This is a genomic window from Ruegeria sp. HU-ET01832 (assembly GCF_040371315.1).
GTDB lineage: Bacteria > Pseudomonadota > Alphaproteobacteria > Rhodobacterales > Rhodobacteraceae > Ruegeria > Ruegeria lacuscaerulensis_A.
The window spans coordinates 30,760-45,966 of record NZ_BAABWL010000008.1; the positions used below are offsets into that span (position 1 = coordinate 30,760).

The 15,207-nt window shown below is 51.6% G+C and carries 14 protein-coding genes; 12 read left to right on the forward strand and 2 right to left on the reverse strand.

Annotated elements, in window-relative coordinates:
• Positions 1–57: 57 nt before the first annotated feature.
• Positions 58–1,065, forward strand: coding sequence for a helix-turn-helix domain-containing protein (locus ABWV79_RS20125; RefSeq protein WP_170704306.1), 1,008 nt, complete (start codon positions 58–60; stop codon positions 1,063–1,065).
• A gap of 913 nt (positions 1,066–1,978) precedes the next feature.
• Entirely contained in the window at positions 1,979–2,500 is a 522-nt protein-coding gene (locus ABWV79_RS20130; protein WP_170804574.1) for a hypothetical protein, read from the forward strand.
• Positions 2,501–3,157: 657 nt separating this feature from the next.
• Here ABWV79_RS20130 and ABWV79_RS20135 read toward each other — a convergent pair.
• Positions 3,158–3,538, reverse strand: coding sequence for a VOC family protein (locus ABWV79_RS20135; RefSeq protein ID WP_353394317.1), 381 nt, complete (start codon positions 3,536–3,538; stop codon positions 3,158–3,160).
• An 85-nt stretch (positions 3,539–3,623) separates the two neighbouring features.
• Between ABWV79_RS20135 and ABWV79_RS20140 the strand changes: the two genes are divergently transcribed.
• Positions 3,624–4,376 (forward strand): DeoR/GlpR family DNA-binding transcription regulator, encoded by a 753-nt coding sequence (locus ABWV79_RS20140; protein WP_353394319.1) that lies wholly within the window; start codon positions 3,624–3,626, stop codon positions 4,374–4,376.
• Complete coding sequence (locus tag ABWV79_RS20145; protein ID WP_353394321.1) at positions 4,373–5,554, forward strand: MFS transporter; 1,182 nt, start codon at positions 4,373–4,375, stop codon at positions 5,552–5,554. Before ABWV79_RS20140 ends, ABWV79_RS20145 begins: the two co-directional genes overlap by 4 nt.
• Positions 5,555–5,828: 274 nt before the next feature.
• On the opposite strand, the gene ABWV79_RS20150 is transcribed toward ABWV79_RS20145, so the two are convergent.
• A complete protein-coding gene (locus tag ABWV79_RS20150) occupies positions 5,829–7,136 on the reverse strand; it encodes a tetratricopeptide repeat protein (protein WP_353394323.1) in 1,308 nt (435 codons plus the stop codon).
• A gap of 494 nt (positions 7,137–7,630) precedes the next feature.
• On the opposite strand from ABWV79_RS20150, the gene gntH reads away from it, so the two are divergent.
• From gntH to ABWV79_RS20190, 8 genes are all read left to right on the forward strand, one after another.
• Entirely contained in the window at positions 7,631–8,926 is a 1,296-nt protein-coding gene (gene gntH / locus ABWV79_RS20155) for a guanitoxin biosynthesis MBL fold metallo-hydrolase GntH (RefSeq protein ID WP_152456705.1), read from the forward strand.
• Positions 8,927–9,003: 77 nt separating this feature from the next.
• Entirely contained in the window at positions 9,004–10,032 is a 1,029-nt protein-coding gene (locus tag ABWV79_RS20160; RefSeq protein WP_353394325.1) for a CobW family GTP-binding protein, read from the forward strand.
• Positions 10,033–10,037: 5 nt separating this feature from the next.
• Positions 10,038–10,385 (forward strand): DUF1622 domain-containing protein, encoded by a 348-nt coding sequence (locus tag ABWV79_RS20165; protein ID WP_152456707.1) that lies wholly within the window; start codon positions 10,038–10,040, stop codon positions 10,383–10,385.
• Positions 10,386–10,405: 20 nt separating this feature from the next.
• Positions 10,406–10,831 (forward strand): YidH family protein, encoded by a 426-nt coding sequence (locus ABWV79_RS20170; protein WP_353394327.1) that lies wholly within the window; start codon positions 10,406–10,408, stop codon positions 10,829–10,831.
• Positions 10,831–11,724, forward strand: coding sequence for a bile acid:sodium symporter family protein (locus tag ABWV79_RS20175; protein WP_353394329.1), 894 nt, complete (start codon positions 10,831–10,833; stop codon positions 11,722–11,724). The genes ABWV79_RS20170 and ABWV79_RS20175 overlap by 1 nt, the downstream gene beginning before the upstream one ends.
• Positions 11,721–12,422, forward strand: coding sequence for a hypothetical protein (locus ABWV79_RS20180; RefSeq protein WP_353394332.1), 702 nt, complete (start codon positions 11,721–11,723; stop codon positions 12,420–12,422). Before ABWV79_RS20175 ends, ABWV79_RS20180 begins: the two co-directional genes overlap by 4 nt.
• A 40-nt stretch (positions 12,423–12,462) precedes the next feature.
• Positions 12,463–13,572 carry an HlyD family secretion protein gene (locus ABWV79_RS20185; protein ID WP_353394334.1) on the forward strand — a complete coding sequence of 370 codons (1,110 nt, stop codon included), beginning with the start codon at positions 12,463–12,465 and terminating at the stop codon, positions 13,570–13,572.
• Positions 13,573–13,623: 51 nt separating this feature from the next.
• A complete protein-coding gene (locus ABWV79_RS20190) occupies positions 13,624–15,165 on the forward strand; it encodes a phospholipase D family protein (protein WP_353394336.1) in 1,542 nt (513 codons plus the stop codon).
• Positions 15,166–15,207: the final 42 nt, after the last annotated feature.

Consider the following 15,207-nt stretch of genomic DNA (forward strand, 5'->3'; position numbering starts at 1 on the left):
GTATCATTTCACGACACGCGGGCGAACAAGCGGGTTGACGGATTGAACCTACCACCGATGATTTCGGCCAAGGCCTTGGGCGCGATGCCCCAGTTTGTGCTTGAGGCCGCTGGGGAAAGACGCTTGTTGCGTGCTTTTGACTCTGCCGATCTTCCTGTTCACTTCATTGAGGAAAGAGGCGGTTACATCTCGGAGCATGCCTTGGCGACCTTTGTGCACGAAGCCGCACGATCCACGGGACAACAAAACATCGGATTGTTGTGGTCACCGTATCTCACTGTCGCTGACTACGGCGCCTGGGGGAGTTACGTTCTTTCTGCTCCAACGCTGGGGGCAGCGCTAATACGAGCTTCTGCCGTCATGCCATTTCATTCGTCCACGGATCGCGCGTGGCTTGAAACTTCGGGCACTAGCGCGCGCTACTGTTATCGTTTTGGACTTCGCTCGCATTTCGCGTATCCGGACATCGGTTTCTCGGCCGTTGGGGTTTTTCTGAGCATATTCCGCGCGTATTTAGGAAACGATTGGAAGCCATCGGCCGTGCTCTTGGACTTCCCGAAAGTTCCTGGGTTTGTCGAGGCAGAAGACACTTACGCTTGTCCTGTAATCTGGAACGCCACCCGCCTTGGGGTTGAGTTTGAAGCTTCGGCTTTGAGCTCCGAAGCCGCGCCCAAAAAACTTAGCGGAGGCTCGACAACTGTCGGAGATATTTCACGCGAACGATTGGGCGGCCCACCTCAAACACTTAGAGGACAAGTCGAGGAGGTGGTTTGGCAACAACTTCATCGGGAGGAAATGTCGATTGATGCCACCGCGCGTTCGCTCGATCTTGGCGTTCGCACACTACAACGGAAGTTAGCAAGCGAAGGGGTTCGTTTTCGCGAAATCGTCAACGATATCAGGGTAGCAAGGGCCGAGGAACTCCTTACAGATACGCGCGAGACAGTCTCCAGTATCTCCTCCATGCTAGGATACGAAACCGCAAATAATTTCAGCCGCGCATTTAAGAAGGTAACGGGATTGGCACCCTCTGACTATCGCCAAAGGAATTCCGGTCATACTTGAATGGTCGTCTGCAAAAGCAAGCCGTTGGCGTCTGCATTGCTCACAAATTTAAGTTCAGGTTGGATGCGACGAGTAACCGCGTCCAGCCCGAGTAGGGCGGGAAGCTAACCTAGTTCGATCACTTTATACGTTTTCTTTTAGGATCAAGAAACAAAGTGAACTGGAACAATGACAAAGTTGCAGACTATTTGCTTGTAGAGGTGATTCTATCTGTTGCCCCGCGTCGATTACCCTAGGATAGGATCAACGCGGGGCTGTAGGAAAGTGCTAGGTAATCAAATGACGCCCGCACTCACTACGGGAAACATTCTGATATTTCGATGCTTGCTCTATTTATGTATCCAATTTGGATATTTGATAGATCCAACTGCTTAAAAGTCGGAGCATGCAATGCGCACACCCCTCGAGATGGAGAGCTTTGGTCGCGAGTTAACCGAGCACCTTCTTAGAATTGTACGGTTGCTTATGTTGGTTGATACTTTTTTGGAGCTATTCCAAACAATTACTCAAAAAGCATCCACGAGATGGAAAATACTTCTGTAAATGCAGCGACGAGCTTTTGTAGTTCTGTTTTGGGTGCAGCCCCTAGTCATTTCCAGACACGAACCAATGGAACTGGCGAAAAAACCCACGGTCGTTCATGGGATGGGAGACGACAGTGGGTATCAGTTAGGGGTATGATAGGTACGAAGCCATCATGAGTTTGGATCAAAACTCCCACAAAAGATTTGTATTTTGAAAGAAGAGCTTGCGAGTTGTTCAGGCTATAGGTGTTCACCGACGTTCCGCAGTGCTTTTCGAGCAGTTGTTTGCAAACGACGCTTTCACTCGTTGAAATGAATTCACATCGAAATATTTGCTTTTGTTGCGTCGTAGGTAGCTTCGCGACGCATCATCTAATTGGGAGGAATACATGAAATATGCTGCCATTTTTGCCGCCGCGGCAATCTCCGCATATGCAACTGTTGCCGCTGCCAAAGACCCGGTTCCGGCAAGTAGCGACAACTTCGAGATTTACAGTGAGGTTGAAGGCTGGACGGTTTATGCTGACAACGACTCTGGTACATGCCTGATAGAAAAAGTCTTCGAGAGCGGGAACGTCATGCAAATGGGTCTAACCAAAAACCAAAAACACGGTTACTTGGGAGTATTCACGCAAGCTGACATAGACATCAAAAACCGTCAAAAAATAGAAATAGCAATTGACGACTTCGTGTATGAAGGTCGCGCAAAAGGCATAAAAAGCAAGAAGCTAGCGGATGACTACTCTGGTGGCTATATCGTTGTAAAGGACGCGAATATGGCGACTGCCGTGGCCGAAGGACAGACTTTGATCGCATTTCCAAAGAAGTCCGCAAATTTCATTGTGGACCTAACCGGTACAAAGAAGGCTATGGAAGAAGGGCGTAAATGCAACCTTGCACTTGCCAGCTAACTTAGGCCGTCGCTCAACCTCAAAAAAGTTGAGTCGCCTTTTCGTCAAACCCTTTGTGGCCCCGCAGTTTGCGGGGTCATTTATTCGTCATTTTTTGTCTCTTCGCCTCAAGCATCAAGGTTTTGGTTAGCCCGCCGAAACTGGTGCGGGCGTTGTTTAGAAAGCAACGAATTTTGGTTTATCCGAGTGAGTGGCCAGATCGAGTGCGATATTCAAACAAGGCAACGCGGTCTGTTATTTCCCGTGTCTGCTTTGACCGAAACTCTGCCGTTCAGCAGATTTCAAAGAACGTCCAGCGCCGTTCAATGCAGACGTTCAGGCGAAATTTCTCGGAATGACCACCAACAATGACCGCTATCCGTTCCTAAGCCGTCATCTGACTTAACGACTCAGATGACTGACTTGAGCCCAAATTGCCCAATGCTGCGCCAAGTACAGATGACGGCAATGCGCAGTTAGCAGACATTGCAAATCTGCAAAGTCCACTCTCAATCCGCCAAAGGCGCGATCCTGATCGATAACCGATTTTTCAACTATTGCACGCTTTCAAAGCGGAAACTCATCAATTGAATTGTGACGTGCGTTTAGAGGCTAAGAAGCATTGGACCTTTGCTGTTGACGGCAAAAAATCAAAAACGCTTTTGGCCATAAGTGAGTTCATTCGACGATCTCCACCATGAGACCTTCCGGAGATCGAACCACTGCTTCATAATACCCGTCGCCCGTTTGCCTCGGTTTGGACACTAGCAGCCCAGCGTGTTTGAAGCGACCTGCGACCTCATCAACCTTCGATACACTACCTACTGAAAAGGCAACGTGTGCCCAGCCACCTTCCTCGTGCGAGCGAGGTTTTACCCATGGTCCTTCCATTAGTTCGATGCGAACGTCATCGTTTGGCAGCGTGGCGAAGCGGGAGGTAAAGCCGGGGCGGTTCACACTCTCATACCGGTCGCTGAGTTCCGCTTCAAAAAACTCTACCCAAAATTTCGAGGAGCGCTCCAAGTCTGTTGTCCAAAGAGCAACGTGGTTCAATTTCATCCCAATCTCGCTCGCATCTATTCAGTATTGACGGACGTCGCATAAGAGCATATGCGGTTTATTGCAATATTTTGAAGGTTTCTGCATGAATCTGAATGTCCCAGACACTCGTCAACTCGAACTGGCTCGGCGCTTGCAGGAAGGTCAACAAGTCATTGCGGTCGAGGCTGCTCAAGAATTTGACGTGTCAGTTGATACGATCCGGCGGGATATTCTCGCCCTCGAAGCAGAGGGAAAGGCCCAACGCGTTCGCGGTGGTGCAGTGCCTTTGTCCACTCCGGCACCGCCATTGCATGAAAGACTGTCGGGAGATGTCGCGCCTGACGCGAAGCTGGTTTCTGCCGCTATCCGAGAGATAGGCAGCGCGGCGACACTCCTGATCGATGGAGGCACGACAACACTTGCCATAGTCGAACACTTGCCCCACGAAGAGGGTCGCCTTGTGATCACACCGTCGCCCTGGATTGCGATTGCCTGCCAGCGAAAGAACGTCCCGGTTTACGTTTTGGGTGGTAGTCTAAGGCCGCAAGGCGGCATTGCGACCGGAGACACGGCAATCGAACGGGTTGGGGATGTCTCGGCAGATGTTGCCATTCTGGGAGCATGCGGACTGGATGCTGAGTTCGGTTTAAGCTCGGACGATGCAGAAGAAGCCATGATGAAGAAGGCAATGCACCGGGCCGCAAGCCGCACTATTGTTGTGACTAGTCACGCGAAAATCGGCCTCAGAGCCCGTCATCGAACAGTAGCGATCCCAGAGATAGATGCCGTTGTAACAGATTCAAACAACGCGACAACAGATTTGCTCGCGTCCCATACGCGTGTGGTGACCAAATGACCGACAGTTCTCGTGTAAGTGAACTGACCCCGAGAATTGGCCAGCCGACCAATCATTCGGCTACAAACTCGGCGCGTTTAGCCACACGTTTGGCCTTTTTTACGGCGGGTTTCTGCCTGGCCTGCTGCGCGCCCCTTTTTCCCTTTTTCAAAGAATCCGTTGACGTCGATAAAACGCAATTTGGGCTACTCCTGCTTTGTCTTGGATTTGGATCTATAGTCGCCATGCCGATTACCGGTGTCTTGGCAGCGCGCAGTGGAGCGCGTCCACTTATTTTGCTTGGAGGCTATGGTCTGATCGCCATGCTTCCCCTACTGGCACTATCGCAAACGCCAATAGCTTTGGGTGCAGCTTTATTCGTTTTCGGAGCATCACTTGGAACCATCGACGTCGCAATGAACGTTCATGGCGCGGAAATTGAAGCTATCGAAAATCGCTCACTTATGTCGAACTTTCACGCCCAGTTCAGTATTGGTGGGTTTTTCGGCGCTGGTTTGGTTACACTGTTGTTGTCGTTGTCCATCCCAGTTCTGGCTTGTGCCATCGTGGGGGCTACCGTGGCATTGGCTTCAATGCTGCTGGCCCGCTCCGGGTTTTTGGAGGTCAGTGGCAAGGATCCGGAACCCATTGTCGTTCCGCGCGGGGTTGTTCTGCTCTTAGCCATTTTGGCGGCAATCACGTTTTTGATCGAAGGTGCTCTGCTGGACTGGGGCGCTCTTCTGATCATTGATCTTGAACTCACCGAACCCGAAAGCGCCGGCGTCGGCTACATATTGTTCTCTATCGCAATGGTATTAGCCCGCCTGACTGGTGACCGAATTGTTGAGCGATTTGGGGAATATCTCGTGCTGCTGGTTGGCGGATCAATCGCAGTTCTTGGCATCGCGAGTATTCTGCTATCGACCAACTCGGTTGTTGCTATGCTTGGGTTTGTCTTGATTGGGCTCGGAGCCGCGAATGTGGTGCCGATCTTATTCAGCGCTGCTGGACGTCAAAACTTGATGCCACCGGGGATTGCTATCGCCTCGGTTACTACAACGGGGTATGCAGGCATCCTTATGGGGCCAGCATTGATTGGTTTCATATCTGGGGCATCGACACTGGCGACGGCATTCTGGATTCTTGCGCTGCTCATGGTATCAGTTCCGATTTTCGCGAGACTGGTGGCAAAAGTCTGAACCCAGCATAGGCAACAGTCTCGATAATTTTCGTCAGTACCTACTCAGTATTTCAAGTATCATATTCCGCGTTTTGACGTCGTTGTGGAAAATCCTGTCGGCGAGAAACTCATGCCATACGCATTTTAGCGACGAGCCGTTTGGCTTATTCTGGTTTTCCTAACTGATCGCGCGCAACGGCTCGGAGAAAAAGCGTATGAGTACTCGCGACTGGGGCGGCGAAAACAACAGTATTAAGGCTGTTAACCCTTCGGCTCGCTTCACGTCCGCTAACTCAACTTGGTGAATAAAGATCAAGCACGGATAGCACACGTGAACGAGTCTCAGGATCTTTCACAAAAAAACGTTCTACAACGCTGCGGGCAGGGAAGTCTGGCCAAGTGTCCAGCATTTCGACAATTGCCTTCTCCGCCCCCACAGTATTACCTGTTTCGTGATAGGCGGTGGCGAGCAAAAAGAGGCTTGGCGGACTCACAGGATGGCCTCGCTCTGCTGCTTTGGAAAAGGCATCGATGACTTCACCATAGTTCTCCAACATAAGTTGTGCAGCCCCATAGATGTTGTTGTATGCGAAACGACCCACGCCTAGTCGAGACCGTTGTGGATTAGAAACTTCGGCCATTAACACAGGATCATCTACAACTAGGGCCGTGATGCCTATCAGATCCAAAGTATGTCCGTCTTGAGGGCTAAGATCCAAGGCAATTCGGGCACGTCTAAGCGCTCCTTCACTATCTCCAGTCACAGCAAGGGTCCAGCCATGAGCGGCTTGCGACCAACCATCCAAGGGATCTAGCGTGGTAGCGCGTTCTGCCATTTCCAAAGCTTCAGCAACTAAAGCGGTTGAAGCGTCAGCATCGCTTGTCAGAAGTGACTTAAGTGTGAGCACCTGGGCCGAACCCGCATAACCTGCAGCAAGTTGCGGATCGAGGTCAATCACATACCGAAACGTTTCCAAGTTAATGGCTTGCCGTCGGAGGTCGAACAAAGGAAAAAACAATCCCCGTGTTTGCTCAGCTAAGTTTGCAGCCTGAACACTGGTGAATGACTTCTCCCGAAGCGCAGCCAATTCTGCGGGGTTTTTATTGGTTGCGAACTGTGTGTTCGATTGGGAACCGCGTAGTCCAAAATATCCTAGGACACATGCCAACAAAAGCGTTGTTCCGATGAGCGGTAACAGGAATTTGCGACGCCAGAAACCGCCAGAGTGCGATGATGCCGACTGGCTTTGCCCGCTACTTGGCTTCGTCGCGACGGATGGTTCAAATTGTGGTCGATACCCCCCGGTTTGCATAGTTATGCGTAAAGGGTCTGATTTGCCCGCGTCACTGTAGTAGTTCTCCAAGGCACGCCTAAGGCGACGGGCCTCAACCCGAACGAGGTTTAGTGCCCCACCGGTCTCGTCAAGCTCCTTATCGTAGACATCTGTCGCGATAACTTTGCCCTTTATGGAGCGCCCGTGACCGTCAAGTTCCTGTTCGACAATGTATCTTAGGAAGGACTGCAGCCTGGGTGAGCCAGCAAACTCTGCGGATGAAAGGACCCGCTCAAGTGTTCGCCTAATTTCTTCAGCCTCTATCATTTCCCCAGACTCACATCCATTTTCTTATTTTTTTCAGTGTTTTAATGACCATCCCGCCTCTCTGAATCTAAGCTGAACTCACCCCTAGCTCACCGTAACTCACTTTATTTCCGCTCCACCCACCTTCTAACATATTGGCTAAAGTGAATACAAAAAGGCCACACTCAACCATGAACTGCAGGGAACTCCACGCCCTCATACCTGAGTATTCCGAGGCGGCTCTGTCCCGAGCGCTAAGGAACGAAAATGTACGTGAGGCGGTGGAAGACCTTGATGAAGTTCTTAAGCATGTAGCCCTCTCACCAGAAAAGTCTCCTGTACGAAAAGAATGGGAGACTGTTCGAGACGAGCTGCTGTCCGAAATTCGACGACTTACGCAGAGGCTCAGCGATGCTAGTTGATATCGGCGATGGTTAGGAAACGCAGGTCCTTGTCTTCAGGAACCAAGAAAAACAAAAAACTGTGCACCAAAAAAACTCTCGGAGGATCCAAAAATGAGCCAATCACGCAACCCTTACGGGCAACGCCCCGGCGGTGGCATTACGCTGCCGGAGTATTTCCGGCCGACACCCGGCTGTACAAGCAACAACTTTTTCCCACCCAACGAGCTTTTGCCAAAAGGCGAGATGCGGATTTGTTTTCCGGGTAGCACGCCTTGGCCTCCGACGATGGTACAGTCCGGCACATGCATTGTCTTGGAGCTGGGGAACGGTACTCCATTCCCGCGCCGCCTGTTCTTTGATTTCGGCAATGGCTGCGTAAGGAATATTATTCAGCTTGGCATTTTGCCGCCGATGGTGCGCGACATCTTCATCAGCCACTTGCACGTCGACCACTATGCAGACCTGCCCTACTTCATGCCGTTCCGCGCATGGTCGGGAGGCTGGCGTAACGGTTTGCGCATTTTCGGCCCATCAGGTGACCGGCCAGAGACGGGCACCCAATATATGGTCGACAAGATGCATGAGATGATGACATGGCATCTTGAGAACTTTGACCACTGCCCGATTGGCGCCGGCTACGACACCGAAGTTGTTGAGTTCGACTACAAAGACGAAGGCGGTGTGGTTCTGGAAGAACCCGGTTTGAAAGTCACGCACTGGGCGCGAAGCCACGTGAAAAGCGGTGCGTCAGCATATCGCGTGGATTGGGAAGAAGCCGGATTGTCCTTTGTCTGGACAGGCGACGGGCGCCCTGATGAAAGCACAATCGAGTTTGCGAAAGGTTGCGACATTTTCGTGACCGAAGGACAAGCCGATCTGCCGCAACTACTCAACTACAAATACGGCACGCCAAAAGAAGTTCTGGAATTCACTCTGGATACCTACCACACGCCTTACTATGCGGCGGGATATCTGATGAACGAAATTCAACCTCGGGCTGGCGTGATCTGCCACTACACCGAGGAATCGGCGGGCGAAGCCATCGCGGAAATTCGCGCGCATTGGGATGGTCTATTCCTCTTTGGTGGACCAGACACTAAGGTAATCAACGTCACAAAGGATCGTATCTGGGAACGCATGGCCCTGCGTCCGGAAATGCCGGCGATGCAACCACCAGATCCCAGAACGATACCGTTCCCGGATGGCGAGATGCCGGATTACATTCAGATTCCGAAACCGCGTTTGCCGCGTGAGGAACAACAGGATGCCTTCCTGCGGGAACGGGAACTAGATCCGGCCCTCTACATGCCTGAGGACGTACTCCGTCCACTGACGCAGCACTACGACGAAGAAACTTTCCGATTTGACCTCCACGCCCTGATTGCTGCGCGCGATCATACGGATTGATCTGATTATTGACCAAAAATAAGCGCCGCGTTTCTAAGCCACGCGGCGCGATCACAGTTCTTGCAAAGGATGCAGCCATGAACAACGCCCCAAAAGAACCTGTCCCACTGACGATCCTAACAGGGTTTCTGGGTGCGGGGAAAACTACTCTGCTGAACCGGATTTTAAAGGGTGAACATGGGTTGAAAATTGGCATTCTTGTGAATGATTTCGGCTCGATCAATGTCGATGCAGAACTGGTTGTCGACGTCGAAGATGGAATGATTAGCCTCGCGAACGGCTGCGTCTGTTGTCAGATCCGAGATGATCTCGTTGAGTCGGTCGCAGCGTTGATCGAGCGTGATGATCCCATTGAGTACATACTGCTTGAAGCCAGCGGAGTTGCAGATCCGGCAAGCATCTATATGACCTTCGTGGATTCGGCATATCGCGATCTGATACGGCTTGACAGTGTGACGTGTGTCGTCGACGCCGATCAAGTCTTTACTTATGACGACCCGGACCTTGCCAAGCTCAAGCTGCAGCAGATCGGATTTGCGGATCTTGTAATCCTTAACAAAGTTGATTTGGCAGGAGTCGAGGAAACTGCAAAGGTAAAGAGGTGGATAGACGGCTTCTTCTCAAGGGTTCGCATCGCTCCTGCCGTCAATTGTAACGTTCCACTCGAAATCCTGCTGTCTGTCGGTCGTTTCGATGTTTCTCGCGCAATGGCTGATCAAGCGCATAGCCACGACCACGAACATCATCATAAGCACAATCACGGTTCTTTCTTTAGCACCTGGAGTTATACGCGCAACGCGCCATTGCAGCGCAAAGCATTGGAACGAATGATCAAGAGAGAACTGCCTTCAAATATCTATCGCTGCAAGGGATTTGTTTACCTGGATGACGACCCGAACAGCCGTTATTTGCTGCAAGTTGTCGGGCGGCGGGTCGAGTTGACAAAAGACCGCCCTTGGGGGGGCGAGGATCCGGCAAACCGGATCGTTGCCATCGCACACAAAACAACTCTTGATCAAGCGCACTTGTGTGAGTTGTTCGATGCTTGCTCTGGTTCGTCTGTCGGGAACGAAAATAGCGAAGTTGTAACTGTCGCAACAGGATAGTTACCATGCATGAGTTGGAAATCCTGATCGTTCAAGCGGCGAGCTACATCCAGGTTCTATTCGAAGCGGCGAGCGTCATCGTTGTTGCTGCTGGAGGAATCGCCTTTGCACGAGCGTTCATTATGCATCGGAAGTCGGATGCCGAGCCTGTCGCACGGCGCATCCTTGGAAAATACCTGATTGTGGCGCTCGAACTGCAACTAGGCGCGGATATTATAGCGACTGCAACAGACCCAACAATCGAAGAATTGGCGAAACTGACAGCCATCGCCTTCGTCCGAACCTTTCTCGACTATTTCCTCGTTCGGGAAATTCGCGAGGAGAGAGTCGAGGATAAACCAAGTGAAACCTGATTTTCTGACTGAGGCCTCCAATGGACTTTGACGACGAGGACATGCCGCACCGTTCTAACAATCAGTTGGCCGGTGAACGAACAGATCTGGCGTTCGAGCGGTCCCGGCTCGCGTCGGACAGGACAACCATGGGATATATGAGAACGGCTACGTCGCTCATTGGGTTTGGCTTCTCTATACCTGCACTATTCAGAATTCTGACTGAAGTGCCTGGGTTGGAAGAAGTTCCGGTGGAACATGCACGTTTTGTCGGATTGTTCATGCTGATACTGGCGGTTCTGATGCTGTCAGTTGCGCTAGTTCAGCAAATTACCTTTCTCAAGCGGATTTCTGATATCTCTGGAAAGCCATTTCCGATTTCACCAGCGCTGGTCTCAGCCGGGTTGATCTTGGCGGTCGCTATTTACGCTACGATCAGCATCCTTTGGAATGTGGAACCATTGTGATGGAGTCGCCGCTGCCCTTTGAGCAATCCGTCACCCTGTTCATCCATATCTTCATTACCCTGGCCATGCTTTGCATCGGGATGAGTGCCACGCTGCGCGAAATGAGTGCTGCGGTTCTGGAACGCGAAAAGCTAACGCACCTGCTTGCTGCAAATGTCTTTATACCGCCCGTCATTGCAATCCTGATTATCGGAATTTTCCCCCTACCCAGACCGGTCAGCGCCGTTTTGTTTTTGTTGGCGGTCGCCCCCGGCGGCATCAACGCTGTCCAGTTTTCGACCAAAGCGCCGGGACAAGTCAGCGCGGCCGGGGCCCTGCTGGTTTTACTTTCAATCATCGGCTTGGTTCTTGCGCCGTCGGCCGCTCAGGTCGTTTTGCCAACCGCCGCACTGGAACGTGTCGCTTGGGACCAACTAGTGATCCGCATCGTGGGTGTGATCGGAATTCCCTTGCTTCTTGGGATTTTGATCCGACGATTTTACCCGGATGTCGCCGAGCATATCTACAAACCGGCGATGCTTATATCGACAGTCTCCTTCATTGCATCTGTCGTAGCAAGTATCAGCATCCGGCAGGAAGCCGCTGTTGGATTAGGACCTTCGAGCCTGATCGCGATATTGGTTTTTATTCTGTCCCTAATGGCGCTCGGCTGGTTTTTAGGCGGCGAGAATAAGGAGTATCGGCAGGTGCTTGCGACCTGCACAAACCTTCGCAATGTCGGTCTTGTCTATCTACTTGTGGATGCGTGCTGCTTTGATCCGGCCTATTCAGCGAGCGTTCTGGCCTTCATGATGCTGATGGTTCCAATCAACCTTGTGTTCACTATTGCCTGCGCAGTGGCAAGAAAACGGCATAGCCAATCTGGTAGTGATGACAGAGGCTCCAATACATGACGATTGGGCGAACGACATCGCGAAAATATCTTGCAACCATGCTCGCTATAGCTGCTTCCACTTCTTGGGCTCAGACCGGAGAAGACGAAAAACTATCGGATGATCCGACAAAGATCGTAACGAAAATCGGCGTTCGTTATAGTGACTTTGGCACCGTATTCGGCTCGGTTGCTTTCGGGCCCGTAACGAAGATCAATGTCTCGGTCTCAGAAGACGATCAGTGGCGCGTTGGTGGCTCTTATCTCTTCGATTTTGGAATAGTTAATTTCTCAGCGTCCGAGCAAGAGCTGGAAGGTGGCGTCAAACAAACGCAATACGCCATAGGGACCTTTGTACCGCTTGCCGCGTTGGGCGTTCAGCCTAAAGGATGGCTTTTGTTCCCGGCACTGGGAGCAAACTATACCGACGGTCGGATCGGTAATAGCGACATTGAGTTTGCTAATGCCTTTCCCGCTGAAATTGCCAGCAAGGGCGGTTATATCGGTATACTTGGCCTCAAGCCATTGTCAGAACGATGGGTTGTGAAGACCGGTGGTGTCCTATCTGCCGGTTCCAACGATTACTCTGGGTACACCGTTGGTGCGGGCGTTACCTTCAATGCGTCGCCGAACGACAGCATCAGCGTATTTGGCAGCCATATCGACAACACTTTCGGAACACGTGATCTGGTTGGCATCAGCTATACGCACGAGTTTTGACGGCAACTGAACAAAAGAAACACAGTGAGGGCAATTCACGATGCTCATTATTCTCGGTCTTTATTTTGGTATTGTTTGGCTGGTTTTTGCGAAGCTCAAAATCCTGCCTTGGAACGGGTTCTTCAAGACAGTCGTGTACGGTGGAGCTTTGGTCATCGCGTTGGTTGTTGTTGGAGCCTTAAACCACACGACACCATCCGGGACTGTGTCCGTGCAAGGTGCTGTCATCAACATTGCACCGAACGTATCCGGCCCAGTCACTGAAGTAGCGGTCACGGCAAACCAACCGGTGGCGAAGGGTGATGTATTGTTTCGAATAGATGACACCACCTACGCGGCTGAAGTTGCCCGACTTCAAGCCTCGCTCGCATCAGCACAGTCCGCAGCAGACCAGTTGCAGACAGACTATGAGGCGGCGCTTGCAGAAATTGATTCTCTTGAAGCCCAACTTTCTTTCGGTTTGCAGCGTCGCGATGACATCGTCCAGCTTACCGGACGCGGTGCTGCAGCTGAGTTCCAATTGCAGGAAGCCGTTTCAACGATTGAGCAACTTGAAGCCGGGCTGCGAGCAGCACAAGCGCGTAGGCAGAGCCTTGAACGACGCATCGCGGCTCAGGTGGACGGAGTCGACGTCGGTGTCGTTGAAGTTCAGGAGGCGCTGGCCCAAGCTGAGTGGGCATTGCAGCAGACGGTCGTTCGAGCGCCGGATGACGGTGTTGTAACGGCGCTCTCACTCCGCCCAGGCAATCGTGTTACGACGTTACAAGGCGCCGTGAATTTTCTACTCCCTTCAGATCGGCTGCTCATTGCGGCGTTGCCGCAAAGCAGCTATCCCAACGTGGCAGTTGGCGATACGATCCGGATTGCTTTGGGCACTATGCCAGGTCAGGAATTTGAGACCACAATACGGTCAATCCCTCCGGGAACACGAGAGGGCGCGTTGGATACGAGGGGCGGGCTGCCTAGCCTGCGCGAACTTACAGGCGCGTCGAGCTACATCGTAACTATCGATATCCCAGAAGGCCTTCCGTCTGATCGTGCACAGCTTGGTACGTCAGGAACCGCATTGGTAATAACCGAAGGGGCTGGCGCAATCTCAGTGCTGGCGGAAATCCTGTTTTGGATCAACAAGAAACTCAACTACATCTGAGCCCAAATTCGATAAATGGGACAACCCGGCCTTGCAAACACAGGAAACTAAATGCGGCTGATCAGAGTATGCTTGATTGCGACAACAGTGATTGCACTAACCGTAGTTGGCTTAAGGTTGGCTTTTCCGCTGCCTGAGCAGAATTTTTCGCGGCAAACGCTGAAACTGGATGCCGATTGGGCCGGAGCATTGGGCGAAACCATTCAATATGCTCTTGATCGCAACCCCGGTCTCGACGGGGTTCGGCCTTTAGGCGATGGACGCGCCGCATTTGCGGCCAGGGCTATCCTTGCGAAAGAAGCGGCCTCCTCAATCGATGTGCAATACTATATCTGGCAAGATGACGTAACAGGCTTGATGCTTCTTGACGAGCTTTGGGCGGCAGCAGAACGCGGTGTTCGCGTCAGACTACTGGTCGACGACAACGGTATCTCAGGGTTGGACGATCTGCTTTCAGAGCTAGACACGCTCCCCAACGCGAATGTGCGTATTTTCAATCCGTTTACGCTGAGAAAACCCAAGTTACTCTCTTACGCATTTGACTTCAGCCGACTGAATCGGCGGATGCACAACAAATCAATGACTGTAGATGGAGTCGCAACGATTGTTGGAGGGCGCAACATCGGCGACATCTATTTCGACTATGGGAGTGGAACGCACTATCTTGATTTAGATGCGATAGCCATCGGGCCGATTGTGGACGAGGTTTCTAAATCGTTCGACGCTTTTTGGAACAGTGCATCTTCTTACGATGCTGGACTATTCTTAGATCCTCCAGCCGTGGGCAGTCTGCAAGCTAAGGCGGATGCGGCACGGCGAACGGCCGTAGGCGCAGGTTACCAAAAGGCAATTCAGGAAAGTGAACTGGCCGACAACATCGCAGCACATACTCTGAAATTTGATTGGAGCGAGGTTACACTTTTTGCCGACGATCCGGCGAAGGGCTTGGGCGAAGTCAAAAGTGAAAACCTATTGGTCGAACAACTGATCGAATTCGCTAAAAGCTCACGGACCTCACTGGACCTTGTTTCGGCATACTTTATTCCTGGTGAAAGAGGCTCTAGCGTCTTGGAGGAGTTGGCCAAGTCAGGTGTTAGGGTCCGTATCTTGACCAATTCTTTGGACGCGACAGACGTCATGCCGGTTCACGCTGCGTATATGCGTTACAGATATGATTTGTTGAATAGCGGAGTAGAACTGCTGGAGCTACGTGCCTTGCGGCGGGAACATCGCGACAGAAGCCTGCCAGAGATCCTAGCTGGGTCGGCATCAGGGCTGCATGCAAAAACCTTTGGGGCGGATGGCGAGCGGATCTTTATTGGCTCATTTAATCTCGATCCAAGGTCTGCGCATCTCAACACTGAAATGGGCATCATGATCGAAAGTCCAACGATTGCTGCATCACTAACAGAGCAATTGAACAAACCGGAGTTTTCGTATCGCGTTGAACTCAATAACAGAAATGAATTGATTTGGGTTCAAGAAGAACAAGATGGCACAGTCACTGTGCATACTACGGATCCGGAAACCAATGGCCTACAGAGAGGTCTTACTACAGTCGTCAGGTGGCTACCGGTAGAATGGATGCTGTGAGCAGTTTTTTGAATTGGTTGTATCATTGAAAAGGTTATGCTC

Coding starts and splice junctions, on each gene's coding strand:
- ABWV79_RS20125 (WP_170704306.1), top strand. CDS start 58: ATGATTTCGGCCAAGGCCTTGGGCGCGATGCCCCAGTTTGTGCTTGAG.
- ABWV79_RS20130 (WP_170804574.1), top strand. CDS start 1,979: ATGAAATATGCTGCCATTTTTGCCGCCGCGGCAATCTCCGCATATGCA.
- ABWV79_RS20135 (WP_353394317.1), bottom strand. CDS start 3,538: ATGAAATTGAACCACGTTGCTCTTTGGACAACAGACTTGGAGCGCTCC.
- ABWV79_RS20140 (WP_353394319.1), top strand. CDS start 3,624: ATGAATCTGAATGTCCCAGACACTCGTCAACTCGAACTGGCTCGGCGC.
- ABWV79_RS20145 (WP_353394321.1), top strand. CDS start 4,373: ATGACCGACAGTTCTCGTGTAAGTGAACTGACCCCGAGAATTGGCCAG.
- ABWV79_RS20150 (WP_353394323.1), bottom strand. CDS start 7,136: ATGATAGAGGCTGAAGAAATTAGGCGAACACTTGAGCGGGTCCTTTCA.
- gntH (WP_152456705.1), top strand. CDS start 7,631: ATGAGCCAATCACGCAACCCTTACGGGCAACGCCCCGGCGGTGGCATT.
- ABWV79_RS20160 (WP_353394325.1), top strand. CDS start 9,004: ATGAACAACGCCCCAAAAGAACCTGTCCCACTGACGATCCTAACAGGG.
- ABWV79_RS20165 (WP_152456707.1), top strand. CDS start 10,038: ATGCATGAGTTGGAAATCCTGATCGTTCAAGCGGCGAGCTACATCCAG.
- ABWV79_RS20170 (WP_353394327.1), top strand. CDS start 10,406: ATGGACTTTGACGACGAGGACATGCCGCACCGTTCTAACAATCAGTTG.
- ABWV79_RS20175 (WP_353394329.1), top strand. CDS start 10,831: ATGGAGTCGCCGCTGCCCTTTGAGCAATCCGTCACCCTGTTCATCCAT.
- ABWV79_RS20180 (WP_353394332.1), top strand. CDS start 11,721: ATGACGATTGGGCGAACGACATCGCGAAAATATCTTGCAACCATGCTC.
- ABWV79_RS20185 (WP_353394334.1), top strand. CDS start 12,463: ATGCTCATTATTCTCGGTCTTTATTTTGGTATTGTTTGGCTGGTTTTT.
- ABWV79_RS20190 (WP_353394336.1), top strand. CDS start 13,624: ATGCGGCTGATCAGAGTATGCTTGATTGCGACAACAGTGATTGCACTA.